The organism is Amycolatopsis sp. cmx-11-51 (genome assembly GCF_047608665.1).
Lineage (GTDB): Bacteria > Actinomycetota > Actinomycetes > Mycobacteriales > Pseudonocardiaceae > Amycolatopsis.
Window position 1 is genome coordinate 1,655,271 of sequence record NZ_JADNQO010000001.1, and the last position, 14,877, is coordinate 1,670,147.

Annotated in this window: 17 protein-coding genes; 11 read left to right on the forward strand and 6 right to left on the reverse strand. The window is 67.7% G+C overall.

The window, feature by feature from the left end:
* Window positions 1-64: 64 nt before the first annotated feature.
* The gene (locus tag ACM6LU_RS08375; RefSeq protein ID WP_414936954.1) at window positions 65-430 is read left to right on the forward strand and encodes a hypothetical protein; all 366 of its coding nucleotides are present in this window, start codon (window positions 65-67) and stop codon (window positions 428-430) included.
* A gap of 16 nt (window positions 431-446) precedes the next feature.
* Here ACM6LU_RS08375 and ACM6LU_RS08380 read toward each other — a convergent pair whose 3' ends face one another.
* Together ACM6LU_RS08380 and ACM6LU_RS08385 are read right to left on the reverse strand one after the other, a co-directional pair.
* Window positions 447-692 (reverse strand): hypothetical protein, encoded by a 246-nt coding sequence (locus ACM6LU_RS08380; RefSeq protein ID WP_414936955.1) that lies wholly within the window; start codon window positions 690-692, stop codon window positions 447-449.
* A 146-nt stretch (window positions 693-838) separates the two neighbouring features.
* Window positions 839-1,678, reverse strand: a complete 840-nt coding sequence (locus ACM6LU_RS08385) for a helix-turn-helix transcriptional regulator (RefSeq protein WP_414936956.1) — start codon at window positions 1,676-1,678, stop codon at window positions 839-841.
* Window positions 1,679-1,781: 103 nt separating this feature from the next.
* Between ACM6LU_RS08385 and ACM6LU_RS08390 the strand changes: the two genes are divergently transcribed.
* The gene (locus ACM6LU_RS08390; RefSeq protein ID WP_414936957.1) at window positions 1,782-3,251 is read left to right on the forward strand and encodes an MFS transporter; all 1,470 of its coding nucleotides are present in this window, start codon (window positions 1,782-1,784) and stop codon (window positions 3,249-3,251) included.
* Here ACM6LU_RS08390 and ACM6LU_RS08395 read toward each other — a convergent pair.
* Window positions 3,212-3,808, reverse strand: coding sequence for a nitroreductase family protein (locus ACM6LU_RS08395; RefSeq protein ID WP_414936958.1), 597 nt, complete (start codon window positions 3,806-3,808; stop codon window positions 3,212-3,214). The genes ACM6LU_RS08390 and ACM6LU_RS08395 overlap by 40 nt on opposite strands.
* Before the next feature lie 280 nt (window positions 3,809-4,088).
* Here ACM6LU_RS08395 and ACM6LU_RS08400 point away from each other — a divergent pair, with 280 nt between their 5' ends.
* Window positions 4,089-5,354, forward strand: coding sequence for an aspartate kinase (locus ACM6LU_RS08400; RefSeq protein WP_093932313.1), 1,266 nt, complete (start codon window positions 4,089-4,091; stop codon window positions 5,352-5,354).
* Entirely contained in the window at window positions 5,354-6,394 is a 1,041-nt protein-coding gene (locus ACM6LU_RS08405; protein ID WP_414936959.1) for an aspartate-semialdehyde dehydrogenase, read from the forward strand. Before ACM6LU_RS08400 ends, ACM6LU_RS08405 begins: the two co-directional genes overlap by 1 nt.
* 86 nt (window positions 6,395-6,480) lie before the next feature.
* Here the strand turns inward: ACM6LU_RS08405 and ACM6LU_RS08410 are convergent, their stop codons facing one another.
* Window positions 6,481-6,636: a hypothetical protein gene (locus ACM6LU_RS08410; RefSeq protein WP_414936960.1), complete on the reverse strand. Its 156-nt coding sequence runs from the start codon at window positions 6,634-6,636 to the stop codon at window positions 6,481-6,483.
* 115 nt (window positions 6,637-6,751) lie between these two features.
* Between ACM6LU_RS08410 and ACM6LU_RS08415 the strand changes: the two genes are divergently transcribed.
* Together ACM6LU_RS08415 and ACM6LU_RS08420 are read left to right on the forward strand one after the other, a co-directional pair.
* On the forward strand, window positions 6,752-7,942 hold the full coding sequence (locus ACM6LU_RS08415) for an RtcB family protein (RefSeq protein ID WP_414936961.1): 1,191 nt from the start codon (window positions 6,752-6,754) through the stop codon (window positions 7,940-7,942).
* Between the two features lie 60 nt (window positions 7,943-8,002).
* Window positions 8,003-8,374: a hypothetical protein gene (locus ACM6LU_RS08420; RefSeq protein ID WP_414936962.1), complete on the forward strand. Its 372-nt coding sequence runs from the start codon at window positions 8,003-8,005 to the stop codon at window positions 8,372-8,374.
* A gap of 68 nt (window positions 8,375-8,442) precedes the next feature.
* Here ACM6LU_RS08420 and ACM6LU_RS08425 read toward each other — a convergent pair whose 3' ends face one another.
* Window positions 8,443-9,588 (reverse strand): MFS transporter, encoded by a 1,146-nt coding sequence (locus ACM6LU_RS08425; RefSeq protein ID WP_414937130.1) that lies wholly within the window; start codon window positions 9,586-9,588, stop codon window positions 8,443-8,445.
* A gap of 195 nt (window positions 9,589-9,783) precedes the next feature.
* Here ACM6LU_RS08425 and ACM6LU_RS08430 point away from each other — a divergent pair, with 195 nt between their 5' ends.
* Window positions 9,784-11,226, forward strand: coding sequence for a catalase (locus tag ACM6LU_RS08430; RefSeq protein WP_414936963.1), 1,443 nt, complete (start codon window positions 9,784-9,786; stop codon window positions 11,224-11,226).
* A gap of 188 nt (window positions 11,227-11,414) precedes the next feature.
* Window positions 11,415-11,657: a hypothetical protein gene (locus ACM6LU_RS08435; RefSeq protein WP_414937137.1), complete on the forward strand. Its 243-nt coding sequence runs from the start codon at window positions 11,415-11,417 to the stop codon at window positions 11,655-11,657.
* A gap of 334 nt (window positions 11,658-11,991) precedes the next feature.
* Here ACM6LU_RS08435 and ACM6LU_RS08440 read toward each other — a convergent pair whose 3' ends face one another.
* Complete coding sequence (locus tag ACM6LU_RS08440; RefSeq protein WP_414936964.1) at window positions 11,992-13,038, reverse strand: alpha/beta hydrolase; 1,047 nt, start codon at window positions 13,036-13,038, stop codon at window positions 11,992-11,994.
* 148 nt (window positions 13,039-13,186) lie between these two features.
* Here ACM6LU_RS08440 and ACM6LU_RS08445 point away from each other — a divergent pair, with 148 nt between their 5' ends.
* The 3 genes from ACM6LU_RS08445 (at window position 13,187) to ACM6LU_RS08455 (ending at window position 14,857) form a co-directional block, all read left to right on the forward strand.
* Window positions 13,187-13,762: an NADPH-dependent FMN reductase gene (locus ACM6LU_RS08445; RefSeq protein WP_414936965.1), complete on the forward strand. Its 576-nt coding sequence runs from the start codon at window positions 13,187-13,189 to the stop codon at window positions 13,760-13,762.
* A 137-nt stretch (window positions 13,763-13,899) separates the two neighbouring features.
* Window positions 13,900-14,322, forward strand: coding sequence for an organic hydroperoxide resistance protein (locus ACM6LU_RS08450; RefSeq protein WP_414936966.1), 423 nt, complete (start codon window positions 13,900-13,902; stop codon window positions 14,320-14,322).
* Between the two features lie 58 nt (window positions 14,323-14,380).
* The gene (locus ACM6LU_RS08455) at window positions 14,381-14,857 is read left to right on the forward strand and encodes a Dps family protein (RefSeq protein WP_414936967.1); all 477 of its coding nucleotides are present in this window, start codon (window positions 14,381-14,383) and stop codon (window positions 14,855-14,857) included.
* Window positions 14,858-14,877 lie beyond the last annotated feature (20 nt).

Here is a 14,877-nt window from a genome sequence, read left to right on the forward strand (position 1 = left end):
GTGGCGCCCATTCGGGTTACTCGCGGGTAGCAATCGGACCAGGGAGCGTGCCACACTGCCCGGCATGGGCGAGCACGCTGAAGAGAAGGAAACCGCTGATCAGAAGACCAAGCGCAAGGTCGACTGGCGTGCGGGCGGCGGCCGCGCGGCCGGGGTGCTGGCGAGCGTGATCCGCTGGGCAGGCCTGATCTTCGCCGCGATCCTGGTGTTGCACGTCGTCTTCGTGATCGGCGAGGCCAATCCGGACAACGGCATCGTGTCGTTCGTGCGCGGTTGGGCCGACGGGTTGCTCCTCGGCTTCAAGGACCTCTTCATGCCCGAGGACGCCAAGCTCCGGGTGCTGATCAACTACGGCGTCGCCGCGATCTTCTGGATGGTGGTCACGGGGATCCTCGCCAAGATCATCCGTCGCGTCGGCGGTTCCAGCTAGCGGCGGGGCACTCAGCTCAGCTGATCTTGAGCCGCTCGTACGCTTCGACGGCGGCCTTCGGGTCGTCGGCGGTGAACTTCACGACGAGGACGGACTCGGTCTTCCTGAGCGGCCGGGTCACCGTGACGGGTTCACGCAGCTCCGCGACCAGATTGGTTTCGTAGTAGTTGTCGTGGCTTTCCTTCGAGTGCCGCAGGCTGACGACGTTCTCTCTCGGGATCCGCACGTCGTAGAACAAGCCTGCCTCGACCAGGCTCACCACGGAGACGCCTTGCCGTTCGAGCCGTAGGGCACCGCCACGGCGTCATCGGCGACGCCGTCCGTGCGGCGCCGCAGATAGAGCCACAAGCTGCCATGGTGCGGGCCTCGTTCCGGAAATGCCTAAGCAGAACCCCCATCTCCCCCAGGTCAGCGATCGAACTGGGTCAGGATCTTCAGCGCGTCGGCGGAACCCGGGTCCTTCGGTGTGTAGATCTCCAGCCGGTGATCGGGGCTGTCGGGCTGGACCCATACCTGGTAGTCGACGTCGACCGCGCCGACCGTGGGGTGCTGGAGACGCATGGCACCGACGGTGCAGTCGGCGACGTCACCGGTCGCCCAGAGCGCCGCGAAGTCGTCGCTGCGCATGGTCAGTTCACCGATGAGCCTGGCGAGACGGGCGTCGGTGGGATAGCGGCCCGCCGTCAACCGCAGGTAGGCGACATGGACGCGGGCGAGTTCGGCCCGGTTCCGGTACAGGTCGCGGGTGAGCGGGTCGAGGAAGAACATCCGCGGGAGGGACGGGCGCCGCTCCGGATCCCGCGGCGCGTCGAACGAGACGTGTTCGGCCATGAGCGCGTTCCCGGCGTGGTTCCACGCGAGTACGTCGCCGCGACGGCCGAAGACGAGGGCGGGCACGGCCTCGCCGAGGTTCTCCAGCAGCGCGAGGACCCGGGGGTGCGGGTCCTCCTGGCCGGGATCGGAAAGCCGGGGAAGCGCGGACCGCTGGGCGAGATTGTGCAGGTGGCCGGTTTCGACGTCGTCGAGCCGGAGCGCGCGGGCGAGCGCGTCGAGCACCTGCCGTGAAGCGGTCTCGGCCAGTCCCTGTTCGAGTCGCGTGTAGTACCCGGCGCTCACCCCGGCGAGCTGGGCGAGTTCTTCGCGGCGCAGGCCGGGCACACGGCGGGAAGTGCCGTAGGTGCGCAGGCCGATCTCGGCGGGGGTCACCCGGTCACGACGGCTCTTGAGGTACAGACCGAGGCTTTCCATGGCTCCGAGCCTAGGTTCCCGCGCCGCCGCGTGGGTGTACCTGCGGGGTGTACCCACCGCACGGGGATGGCTGCCGGGCGGGCGCCGGCCCATTGTCGGACCCATGACACGACAGAGCACGCGAGCCTGGTTCGGCCTTCTCGTGATCCTTTGCCCGGTACTGCTGGTCTCGATGGACGGTTCGATCCTGTTCCTCGCGATGCCCCGCGTCAGCCAGGCGCTGTCCCCGAGCGCCGACCAGGCCCTGTGGATCCTCGACGTCTACGGCTTCGCGGTCGGATCGCTGCTGATCGCCTTCGGCAACATCGGCGACCGGTACGGCCGGCTGAAGCTGCTGATGATCGGCGCCACGGTGTTCGGCCTGGGTTCGGCGGGCGCGGCGTTCGCCCCGACACCGGAACTGCTCATCGCGTTCCGGGCGCTCATGGGGCTGGCGGGCGCGACCCTGCTGCCGTCCGCGCTGGCGGTGCTGAGCGAACTTTTCACCGATCCGCGCCGGCGCGCGCAGGCCATCGGTGTTTTCGCTGCCGCGTTCGCCGCCGGTTTCGCGCTCGGCCCGGTCGTCGGCGGTGTCCTGCTGCAGCGGTTCTGGTGGGGCTCGGTCTTCCTGGTCAACCTGCCGGTGATCGTGGTGTTCCTGCTGCTCGCGCCCGTTCTGCTGCGCGAGGTACGGACCACGAGGCCGGGTCGCGTCGACGTGGTGAGCGTGGCGCTCTCCGCTGTCGGGCTGCTGCTGGCGATCTATGGGATCAAGCACGCGGCCGCCGACGGCCTGTCCGTCGTCGCGGTCTCCGCGGGGATCGCCGGGGCCGCCCTGCTGGTGTGGTTCGCCGGCCGCCAGCGGACGCTCGACCATCCGCTGATCGACTTCACCCTGTTCCGCGACCGCGTCTTCACGATCGCGATCGTCACCGGGTTGCTGCCCCTTTCCGCGTGGTCGGCGGCCGCCTACCTGGCGGGGATCCACCTGCAGTCCGTGCTGGGGCTGCCGGTTCTGCACGCGGCGCTGCTGGCCCTGCCCGGGGCGGCGGTGCTGACGATCATGTGTGTCGTCACACCGGCGCTGGTCGAGCGGGTCGGCAAGCGGACGGCGCTGATCGGCTGCCACTTCTCCATCGCCATCGGGTTGCTGCTGTTGCTCATGACCGGCGTCTCGGGCGGCGTCGGCTGGTATGTCGCCTCGACAGTGGTCGCGGGCGTCGGCTACGGCATCTCGTTCAGCGTGGTGGCCGACACCGCCGTCGCCGCGGTGCCGTCCGAGCGCGCGGGAGCGGCGGGGGCCATCGCCGAGACCAGCAACGAGATCGGGAACGCACTGGGGATCGCGCTCATGGGCTCGCTCGCCGCCCTGGTGTTCCGCCTGACCGGACCGGATCTCGCGCCGACGCTCGACGAAACCCTCCAGGTGCCCGGAATCGCGCCCGTCGCCGCCGCTGACGCGAAGTCGGCCTTCGTCGCGGGTCTGCACACGGCCGTCGTGGTGCTGAGCCTGCTGCACGTCGCCCTAGGGTTGCTGGCCCTGCGCTGGCTCCCTCAACCGGAGAAGGCGCTCGTGCCCCAGGCGTCCGAGTAGGCGAAATCCGCCAGCGGGAGGCGTTCCCGTGGCGCCTTCTCGCGCTCGATCCGCCAGTCCTCCTCGAGCACCGAAGGGTCGGCGGGCGAGCCGACGGCGATGGCGATCTTCGGGACGACGTCGTCCGGAAGACCGAAGAAGTCCTTCGCCGCTTCGGCGGAGAAGCCCGCCATCTGATGCGCGATCAACCCGAGTTCGACGGCCTGGAGCACGAGATTCTCGCTCGCCAGCCCCAGCCCGTACTCGGCGTACGGGACCTCGCCCTTCTCGTTCGTGGTCACCATCACGCCGATCAGCAGCAGACCGGCGCGACGGGCCCAGTCGCGGTTGCCGGAGTTGAGCGTCGACAGGATCCGGTCGAACGACGGCGTGCCCCGCAGGCCGACCAGGTAACGCGCGGGCTGGGTGTTGCCGAAGGACGGTGCCCAGCGGGCCGCCTCGAGCAGCGTGCGGAGCTGGTCTTCGGTGACGATCGCGGCCTCGTCGTAGGCGCGGGGGCTCCAGCGGTGGGCCAGGATCGACGCGATCGGGGCACTTGTGTCGGCGGGTTTGTGCATGGCTCGGGAAGATACAGCGGAGCGAAGCTCCTCGGATGAGGCGGCGGCGGGGGCATGGATGGACTACAAGGGGTGCTCTCCGTCACTAAAGTGAAAGCCCTCCGACTATTTCGTCGGTGTTAAGGAAAATTTACTTCCAGAAGTCCTCGAAGTAGTGGTCAGGACCACTTACGAGGGTGGCGGGCGTGCGTGACCCCGGTAGGCTTTCGCCCACATAAGGGACGCGGGGGCTCCTCGGTGCCCACCAGGAGCACGCCCGGCCCGTCGAGGAGGTTCGGGCGTGGCCCTCGTGGTCCAGAAGTACGGCGGTTCGTCGCTGGAAAGTGCCGACCGGATCAAACGCGTCGCGGAACGCATCGTCGCCACCAAGAAGGCGGGCAACGACGTGGTCGTCGTTTGCTCCGCCATGGGAGACACGACGGACGAGCTGCTCGACCTGGCTCAGCAGGTCAACCCTGCCCCGCCGGAACGTGAGATGGACATGTTGCTCACCGCGGGTGAGCGGATCTCGAATTCGCTCGTCGCCATGGCGATTTCGGCGCAGGGTGCGGAGGCCTGGTCGTTCACCGGTTCGCAGGCCGGTGTGGTGACGACGTCGGTGCACGGCAACGCGCGGATCATCGACGTCAGCCCCAGCCGGGTGACGGAAGCCCTCGACCAGGGCTACATCGCGCTGGTGGCGGGGTTCCAGGGCGTGTCACAGGACACCAAGGACATCACCACCCTCGGCCGCGGTGGTTCGGACACCACCGCCGTCGCGCTCGCCGCGGCGCTGAACGCCGACGTCTGCGAGATCTATTCCGATGTGGACGGTGTGTACACCGCCGATCCGCGGGTCGTGCCCGACGCCCGCAAGCTCGACACCATCGCCTACGAGGAGATGCTCGAACTCGCCGCCAGCGGTTCGAAGATCCTGCACCTGCGCTCGGTGGAGTACGCGCGCCGTTACGGCGTCCCGATCCGAGTCCGTTCTTCCTACAGTGACAAGCCGGGCACCACGGTGACCGGTTCTATCGAGGAGATCCCCGTGGAACAAGCGTTGATCACCGGTGTGGCGCACGACCGCTCCGAAGCCAAGATCACGGTGACCGGCGTGCCCGACACCGCCGGCGCCGCGGCCAGGATCTTCCGGGTGATCGCCGACAACGAGATCGACATCGACATGGTGCTGCAGAACGTGTCCAGCACGTCGTCCGGTCGGACCGACATCACCTTCACGCTGTCGAAGGCCAACGGTGCCAAGGCCGTGCAGTCGCTGGAGAAGATCAAGGGCGAGATCGGCTTCGAGTCGGTCCTCTACGACGACCATGTCGGCAAGGTGTCGCTCGTCGGTGCGGGGATGCGTTCGCACCCCGGTGTCACGGCGACGTTCTGCGAGGCGCTCGCGCAGTCGGGCGTCAACATCGAAATCATCAACACCTCGGAAATCCGGATTTCGGTGCTGATCCGGGACGCGCAACTCGACGACGCGGTGCGCGCGATCCACGAGGCGTTCGAACTCGGCGGCGACGAAGAAGCCGTCGTCTACGCGGGGAGTGGTCGCTGATGCCGAAAGGTTTGCGGGTAGGAGTCGTCGGGGCGACCGGGCAGGTCGGCGGCGTGATGCGCCGTCTGCTGGCCGAACGGGGTTTCCCGGTCGCCGAAATGCGGTACTTCGCCTCGGCGCGGTCCGCCGGTTCGAAACTTTCCTGGCAGGACGAGGAAATCGTCATCGAGGACGCGACGACCGCCGATCCGTCCGGTTTGGACATCGCGCTGTTCTCCGCCGGTGGCTCGACCTCGAAGGCGCAGGCCGAGCGGTTCGCCGCGGCCGGCGCCACGGTGATCGACAACTCGTCCGCCTGGCGGATGGACCCCGACGTCCCGCTGGTCGTCAGCGAGGTCAACCCGGAGGCGATCAAGGAGGCGCGCAAGGGGATCATCGCGAACCCCAACTGCACCACCATGGCCGCGATGCCGGTGCTCAAGCCACTGCACGCCGAAGCGGGCCTGGTGCGGCTCGTGGCCAGCACCTATCAGGCGGTGTCCGGCAGTGGACTCGCCGGTGTCGAGGAGCTGGAAGGCCAGCTCGCCGCGGCGGCCTCTAACGCGGGGGCGCTGACCCACGACGGTGCCGCGGTGACCTTCCCCGAGCCGAAGAAGTACGCGCGGACCATCGCGCACAACGTCCTCCCGCTGGCCGGGTCCATTGTGGACGATGGCCTGTTCGAGACGGACGAGGAAAAGAAGTTCCGCAACGAGAGCCGCAAGATCCTGAGCATCCCGGAGCTGCGGGTGTCCTGCACCTGCGTGCGGGTGCCGGTGTTCGCGGGGCACTCGATCTCGATCAACGCGGAGTTCTCGCAGGCGCTTTCGGTGGCCCGCGCGACCGAGTTGCTGACCGGTGCTCCCGGCGTCGAGCTGTCGGAGATCCCGACCCCGCTGCAGGCCGCGGGCCAGGACCCGTCGTACGTCGGGCGGCTGCGGACGGACCCGGGCGTCGACGGCGGTCGCGGCCTGGCGTTGTTCCTGTCGAACGACAACCTGCGGAAGGGCGCGGCACTCAACGCGGTCCAGATCGCCGAGCTGGTCGCCACGAACGCCTGACGCTCCGCGGCACAGGCGCCCGCAACTAGAGGACTACTTGCGGGCGCCTGAGGGCGATGGGGAGCCTGTGACGACGGCAAGGTCCGTCACGCTGACTCTTGAGCTTGGGCTTCTTCGGCGCCGGCCGCGTCGCTTCGCTCCTTCCTCAGGGCGAAGACGGCCTTGCGTTCATGGGATTGAGCAGCCAAGAACGAACGAGCCGAGCGCTTTTCGAATACGATCGACGACTTCGCGGCGAACATCAGCCCACCCGGACGTTCGTGAATGTCCCTTGTGGAGCCCGGTAATTGCCTTGTCCGGTTCGTCCGGCCCGTGCATCCTCATGGGCGACAAAACGTTTTCCACGAAGGGAAAGTCATGTACACGGCGGTCGAAGGCTCGCGGGTTCCGATCCGGATGTGGGCAGACCCCACTTCGGTCGAGGACCAAGCCATGCGACAGCTGCACAACGTCGCCAATCTGCCGTGGGTGCACGGCCTCGCGGTCATGCCCGACGTCCACTACGGCAAGGGCGCGACCGTCGGCAGTGTGATCGCGATGCGCGACGCCGTGTCCCCGGCCGCCGTCGGGGTGGACATCGGCTGCGGGATGAGCGCGGTGCGGACCTCGCTCACCGCCGTTGATCTGCCCGATGACCTGCTGAAGCTGCGGCGCCGGATCGAATCGGCCGTTCCGGTCGGCTTCGGCCTGCACAAGACCCCGGTGAACCCGGCGAAGGTGCACGGTGTCGGTGGCTGGGACGCGTTCTGGAAGTCGTTCGGTGACCTGCACACCGGCGTCCAGGACCTGCACGACCGCGCCGCCCGCCAGATCGGGAGCCTCGGCGGCGGTAACCACTTCATCGAGGTCTGCCTCGAGCAGGGCGGCGACGACGAAGGCCGCGTGTGGCTGATGCTGCATTCGGGTTCGCGCAACATCGGCAAGGAACTCGCGGAACGCCACATGGCCGTCGCGCGCAAGCTGCCGCACAACGCGGACCTGCCGGATCCGGACCTCGCGGTGTTCGTCGCGGGCACGCCGGAGATGCGGGCGTACCGGCGAGACCTGTTCTGGGCGCAGGACTACGCGGCACGCAACCGCGCCACCATGGTCGCGCTCGTCAAGCAGGCGCTGAAGGACGTCGTCCCGCAGACGACGTTCGACAACGCGATCTCGTGCCACCACAACTACGTCGCCGAAGAGACCTACGACGGCGTCGATCTGCTGGTGACCCGTAAGGGCGCGATCCGCGCGGGTTCGGGCGACCTCGGGATCATCCCGGGCAGCATGGGTACCGGTTCGTACATCGTGCGTGGCCTCGGGAACGCGTCGTCCTTCCAGTCCGCGTCGCACGGCGCGGGCCGCCGGATGTCGCGGAACAAGGCCAAGAAGCTGTACACCGCAGAAGACCTCGTCGCGCAGACCGCCGGGGTGGAATGCCGCAAGGACTCCGGGGTGGTGGACGAGATCCCGGCCGCGTACAAGGACATCGAAACGGTGATCAAGGCGCAGACCGACCTCGTCGAGGTGGTCGCGCACCTGAAGCAGGTCGTCTGCGTGAAGGGCTGAACCGTGGGTGGTATGCCGGGAACCCGACATACCACCCACGTTCTCGCTACTCTGGTCATCATGAAGAGGTTGGGAATCGCGGCGCTCCTGGCGGCCGCCGGACTCGCGCTGGCGGGCTGCAGCGAGGTCACGAACGCGGTCGATCAGACGAACAAGGCCGCGACGAAGGTCGGCGCCTGCGCCGAGGCGCTCAGCCTCGTCGACCTCAATCCGGACCCGGCGACGATCAAGGAGCGGGCCGCGGACAAGGAGAAGCGCCTGCGCGAGCTGGCGACCAGCGTCGGCGAGCAGAACGTGGCGAGCGCGCTCACCGGCATGGCCGACTCGTACCTGCAGGTCCAGAAGGAGAACATCCAGGACGCGGGCAAGGTCGCGGACTGGACCAAGCGCAACCTCGATCGGGTCGACGCCCTCCGCAAGGTCTGCGCCTAAACCCCGCATTTCGTCCTCTAGTTGCGGTAGTTCGAGAGCGAACCACCGCAACTAGAGGACGAATTGCGTCAGGGGGAGGTGAGCGCGGGTACCGGGGCGGCAGGGGTGCGGGAGCGTCGCCAGAAGAGGCCGAGTGACGCGATCGCCAGCGCGCCCACCGCCGACGCCGCGAACCCCCAGCCCGGGCTGGAGTGGTCGATCACGAACCCGATGATCGGGCTCCCGATCGCCAGCCCGATCCGGCCGGCCGCGTCCAGCAGTCCCATCGCCTCGCCGCGCACCCGGGGTGGCGCCGCGGCGCTGACCGTTTCCGTGCTCGCCGCCAGCGTCGGGGCGCACAGCACGTTGCTCGGGAAGAGCACGATCGCCAGCAGCCACCACGGGTGGTCGACCAGCCCGACCGGCAGCGTGAGCACCGCGAGCAGCACCATCAGCGTGCCCTGGGAAAGCGACCGCCGGACCGCCCCGTGTATCGCCCCGCCGAGGACGGAGGCGATGCACATCACCGTGATCAGCAGCCCGGACCAGGCGATGTCGCCACTCGCGCGCACCGTCGCCAGTGCGGCCAGTTCCATGCCGACCAGGCAGAACAGCGCGCCGGCGGCGATGAACATCGCCATCACGAGCCGTCCGGTGAGCCAGCTCCGGACGGTCGGCCGCTCGCCGGTGAACACCTCGGCGTCGGCCTCGGCGCGGATCGGCGGGTTCATCCGGTAGATCAGCGTCGCCGAAAGCGCGAAGCAGATTCCGATGCCGGTGAGCGCGTAGACCGCGGGCAGTTGGGTGATCGCCATGATCCCGGCCGACGGCCCGATCATGAACGACGCCTCCACCAGGATCGTGTCCAGCGAGTAGGCCGCCCGTCGCTGCTCCAGCGGCACGAGCGCGGTGAGCACCAGCCGTGCGAGCGTCCCGGCGGGCACCGACAGCACCCCCGCGGGAAGCGCGACCACCAGCAGCACCTGATACGGCAGATGCGGTGCGCTGATCCAGAAAGTCGTCGAGACCAGCCCGCAGATCGCGACCACCGGCCGCAGCCCATAGCGGTCGACGTACCGGCCGACGAGCGGCGCACCGAACGCGCTGCCGAGCGTGGTGGCCGCGCCGATCAGTCCGGCCGCGCCGTAGCCGCGGCCGAGGTCGGTGACCACGTACAGCGTCATCGTCACGCCCATGGCCGTCATCGGGAGCCGGGCCAGGAACATCAGCAGCATCGAGCTGGGAACTCCGGGCACGGCCAACACGCGACGGTACGGAGCGAGGGCCATAAGTCCGATGAGAACTCAACTTGGTACGCGTGTGCAACTTTATTTCGCCGTGGCGGCAGCACCCGATTCACAGTGTTTTCTTGACTGATTCCAGAATAAGCGAGAGAGTGGACGTACCACCACCAAACAGGAGGCACCTGCGTGACCTTGCCGACCACGAACAACGTGGGCATCCCCGTCGCGAGCGACAACGACTCGCTGACACTGGGCGCCAACGGCCCGATCCTGCTCCAGGACCACTACCTGATCGAGAAGAACGCGCAGTTCAACCGCGAACGCGTGCCCGAGCGCGTCGTACACGCCAAGGGTGGAGGCGCGCACGGCTTCCTCGAGGTCACCGAGGACGTCAGCCAGTTCACGAAGGCCGCGCTGTTCCAGCCGGGTGTGCGCACCGAGAGCCTGGCCCGTTTCTCGTCGGTCGCCGGGGAGAACGGCTCACCCGACACCTGGCGTGACCCGCGCGGTTTCGCGCTGAAGTTCTACACCTCCGAGGGCAACTACGACCTCGTCGGCAACAACACCCCGGTGTTCTTCATCCGCGACCCGATCAAGTTCCCGGACTTCATCCACTCGCAGAAGCGCCGGGCCGACAACCACCTGCGTGACCACGACATCCAGTGGGACTTCTGGACGCTTCGGACCGAGTCGGCGCACCAGGTCACCTGGCTGATGGGCGACCGCGGTATCCCGTCGAACTGGCGCGAGATGGACGGCTTCGGCTCGCACACCTACCTGTGGGAGAACGCCGGCGGCGAGAAGTTCTGGGTCAAGTACCACTTCAAGACCGACCAGGGCATCGGCTACCTGCCGCAGGCCGACGCGGACCGCATCGCGGGCGAGGACTCGGACTACTACATCCGTGACCTGTTCAAGAACATCGAGAAGGGCAACCACCCGAGCTGGACGCTGTACGTCCAGGTCATGCCCTACGCCGAAGCGGCGGACTACCGCTTCAACCCGTTCGACCTGACCAAGGTGTGGCCGAAGGGCGACTACCCGCTGATCAAGGTCGGCCGCTGGGTGCTCGACCGCAATCCCGCGAACTACTTCGCGGAGATCGAGCAGGCCGCGTTCGAGCCGTCCAACCTGGTGCCGGGCATCGGCCCGTCGCCGGACAAGATGCTCCAGGGCCGCCTGTTCGCGTACCCGGACGCGCACCGCTACCGGATCGGCGCGAACTACACCCAGCTGCCGGTCAACGCGCCGAAGTCCCCGGTGAACAGCTACTCGCGCGACGGCGCGATGCGCTACAACAACCCGGGCGACCCGGTGTACGCGCCGAACTCCTATGGCGGCCCGCACGCCAGCGCGGAGATCGGCTCCGAGACCGCGTCGAGCTACGGCGTGGAGGACGAGGTCATCCGGTCGGCGTACAAGCTCCACGCCGAGGACGACGACTTCGGCCAGCCGGGCACACTCGTGCGCGAGGTGATGGACGACGAGCAGCGTGAGCGGCTCGCGAACAACATCATCGGCCACGCTTCGAACGACGTCTCGCAGCCGGTGCTCAAGCGCGTCTTCGAGTACTGGCGGAACGTCGACAAGGACCTCGGCGACAAGGTCGCGGACGCCTTCCGCAAGTAGAACGACCTCTCTTTCGAGAGGCTGCTCCCACCACCGGAACGCACCCGGCGCGCGTCATTCCCCGCGCCCCGGGTGCGTTTCCATGTCCCTGCTCGCAGGTGAAGCCGGGGACAGCCCAAGCGGCGCAATGCGACACGCTTGTCCGACGGAGTGATGAAGCCAAACGATCATCGGTTACACCACTGTGGGTGAACGAACCGCACTGCCGTGTCGATCGGTCACGGGTGGTCATGAAAGAGTGCGAGAAAGATGATCTTCAGGGGGAGGAACAAGATTTCGACGTTAATCAATTATGGGAGTCTTCACTCGGAATGAATCCGGCAGGTAAGGGTTGGGAAACGGTTCAAACCGGTGATCGGGTGGTGTTCCTTCGATACGGCGGGTATCGATTTACCTCGGTAGGTCTCAGAGGCCAGGGAGGTGAGGAATGAAAGGCAGCATGGCCGGACGACTGCCGCGGTCGCCGCAGGCAAGCGCTACCGGATCCAGACCGATACCCCGGACCTGCCCGGACCGCTGAAGACCGTCAGTGACCTGGTGAAAGCCCTGCTCGGCGGACTACCTGTCCCGCCGCTGCCGGTTCCACTCCCCGCGCCCTGGACCGCGGGAGTCGTCTGGTTCGCCGTGCAGGGCGGCGGGCCACGATATGGGGGGCCGGGACCCGGGTGTGGACATTCCTCCGCACCCGGGTCCCGGCCGTGTTCGGCTGTCGCGCGGTGAAGTCCCGATCGGGCGCGGAGTGCCCTGAGGAAGCCTCGCCGTTCGCTATTTCGGAGCGAGCCCGAGCCGCAGAGCGCCCGCCGCTTCGGCCGTCGCCTCGCGGAACCGCTGCCCGACGCCGAGGAAATTGATGTACCCGTGGATCAGGTCCGGCTGGCGACTGAGGGCCACCGGGACCCCGGCTTTCCGCAATTTCTCCGCGTAAGCCTCACCTTCGTCGCGAAGCGGGTCGAAACCGGCCGTCGCGATATACGCCGGTGGCAGTCCGGAAACGTCGCCGTGCAGCGGGGAGAGTTTCGGGTTGTACAGATCGGTGCCCTTCGGCACGTAATGTCCTTCGAACCAGGTCATGTCGGAATCGGTGAGGAACAGGTCCTCCGCGAACAATTCCCGGGAACGGCGGCGCACGGTGAAATCGGTCGCCGGGTAGAACAGCAGCTGGAACGCCGGGACCCCGCTGCCGCGTTTCACCGCCTGTTGTGCGGTCACCGCCGCGAGGTTCCCGCCCGCGCTGTCGCCGCCGACGGCGATGCGGGCCGGGTCGGCGCCCAGTCCCTGTGCCTTCGCGAAGGCGTACTCGAAGGCCGCGATCGCGTCTTCGGTGGCGCCGGGGAACCGCGTCTCCGGCGCGAGCCGGTACTCCACCGAAAGAACCCGCACGCCGGCCTGCTTCGCCAGATAGCGGACCGTGTTGTCGTGGGAGACGCGGCTGCCGACCACCCAGCCGCCGCCGTGAAAGAACACCAGCAGCCCGGACGGATCCGGCAGCCCGGCCGGGGTGTAGAGCGTGGCGGGCACGTCACCGTCGCCTGTCGGGATGAGCAGTTCCCTGGTGGCGACCGGCTCGATCGTCGGCCCGCTGACCAGGTGCCTGCTCGCCAGGAGCAGGCTGCGTGACTCTTCGACGCTTCCTCGAACCAGGGAAGCCTTCGCCAGCTTCTGCAGGCGAAGCAGGAGTTGGGCGTCGAGGGCCAGTTCCTGGCCGTCCAGGCGGAGCGGCGGTCCGGCGATGGCCCTTCTGGCAGGCCTCGGAAGCCAGAACGCCAGCTGCGAAAACGCGGCCTCGGCACGGATCTGGAGTGGTATCGCCATGCTTCCTCCTGAGGACTTCCCGTCAGGTTACTTTCGAGTAGGTATGCCGTCCAGCGGGAAATGGGGCCGTTGCGGCGAACGAGTGTGACTCAGGCCTCCATTCCTGATCCTGGTTCTCCACTCAAGTAGAGGGGTTAGCCTCGAAATCGTGACTTCGACGAACGCGGTTCATGTCCTCGGTATCGGCGGCTCCCTGCGGGACGGTTCCCAATCCGAGCGCGCGCTGCGCATCGCGCTGGGTGGCGCGGCGGAGGTCGGAGTCACCACCGAGCTGATCACGGGGCCTGGGCTGGTGCTGCCGTTTTACGACACCTCGTCGGAAGAGCGGCACGAACGGGCGGTGCGGCTGGTCGAGGCGATCCGCCGCGCCGACGGGATCATCGTGGTCTCGCCCGGCTACCACGGCGCGTTGTCCGGCCTGGTCAAGAACGCCCTGGACTACGTCGAGGACCTGCGCGACGACGCTCGCCCGTACCTCGACGGCCGCGCGGTCGGCCTCGCCGCCGTCGCGTACGGCTGGCAGGCCGCGGTCACCACGCTGGAGCAGCTGCGCACGATCACGCACGCGTTGCGTGGCTGGGCCACCCCATTGGGTGGTTCGATCAACTCCGCGGAGACGAAGTTCGACGAAGCCGACGGTGCCTCCGACGACAAGTCGGTCCGCACCCTTCGCCTGATCGGAAGCCAGGTCGCCGAGTTCGCGCTCGGTCGCGTCGCTCACTGATCGTTTGCTTCGGTCCTCGTCCGGGTAATTTCCGGGCGTGATGCCTGCCATGGGTGGCAAGGTTTCGCGGTGGCGGGACGTTGGCACCAGAGAGACGCTCAACGGGGCGTGTTTTGAGACCAGGAGGTAGGCGAAGAATGGCTGAGGCTCTGTACACCGCTGTGGCCACCGCTCGCGGCGACGGCCGCAACGGTGAGGTCACTTCCGCCGACGGCGTCATCGACGAGTCGCTGGCGATCCCGAAGGAGATGGGCGGGCCGGGCGGGGACAAGACCAACCCCGAGCAGCTTTTCGCCGCGGGCTATTCGGCCTGCTTCCACTCCGCGCTGCAGCTCGTCGCGCGCCAGGCCAAGGTGAAGCTGGACGGCTCGACCGTCACCGCCGAGGTCAGCGTGCTCAAGCAGGGCGCCGGCTTCGGCCTCGGCGTCGCGCTCAAGGTCTCACTGCCCGGCCTGGAGCAGGCGCAGGCCGACCAACTCGTCGAGCAGGCGCACCAGGTATGCCCCTACTCGAACGCGACCCGGGGCAACATCGAGGTCGCGCTGTCCGCGTCGGTCTGATCCCGCACGCGGCGGGTCCATTTCCCGAACCGGCTGATTTCTGAAAGGAAGACCGAAAATGGGCAAGTCCCCGATCCAGAGTCCGCTGAGCGAAGCCGACAGGGAGATCACCGGTAACGCCTTGCAGGCCACGCTGGTCGACCTCGTGGACCTGTCGCTGATCGCGAAGCAGGCTCACTGGAACGTCGTCGGCGCGAACTTCCGCAGCGCGCACCTGCAGCTCGACGAACTGGTCGCCACCGCGCGCCAGTACGTCGACGAGGTCGCCGAGCGCGCCAACGCCATCGGTATCTCCCCGAACGGCCAGGCCAAAGCCGTCGTGGAGAGTTCCGGCCTGCCGTCGTATCCCGACAACTGGCAGTCCGTCGAGTCCACCGTCGGCGCGATCGTCGACATCCTCGCGGCGCTGATCGAGCGGCTGCGCAAGCGTATCGACGAGACCGACAAGAGCGACCTGGTCACCCAGGACCTGCTCATCGCGATCACCCAGGAACTCGAGAAGGCGCACTGGATGTGGCAGGCCCAGCAGGCCTGACCCCTTCCACCTCGCGAGTG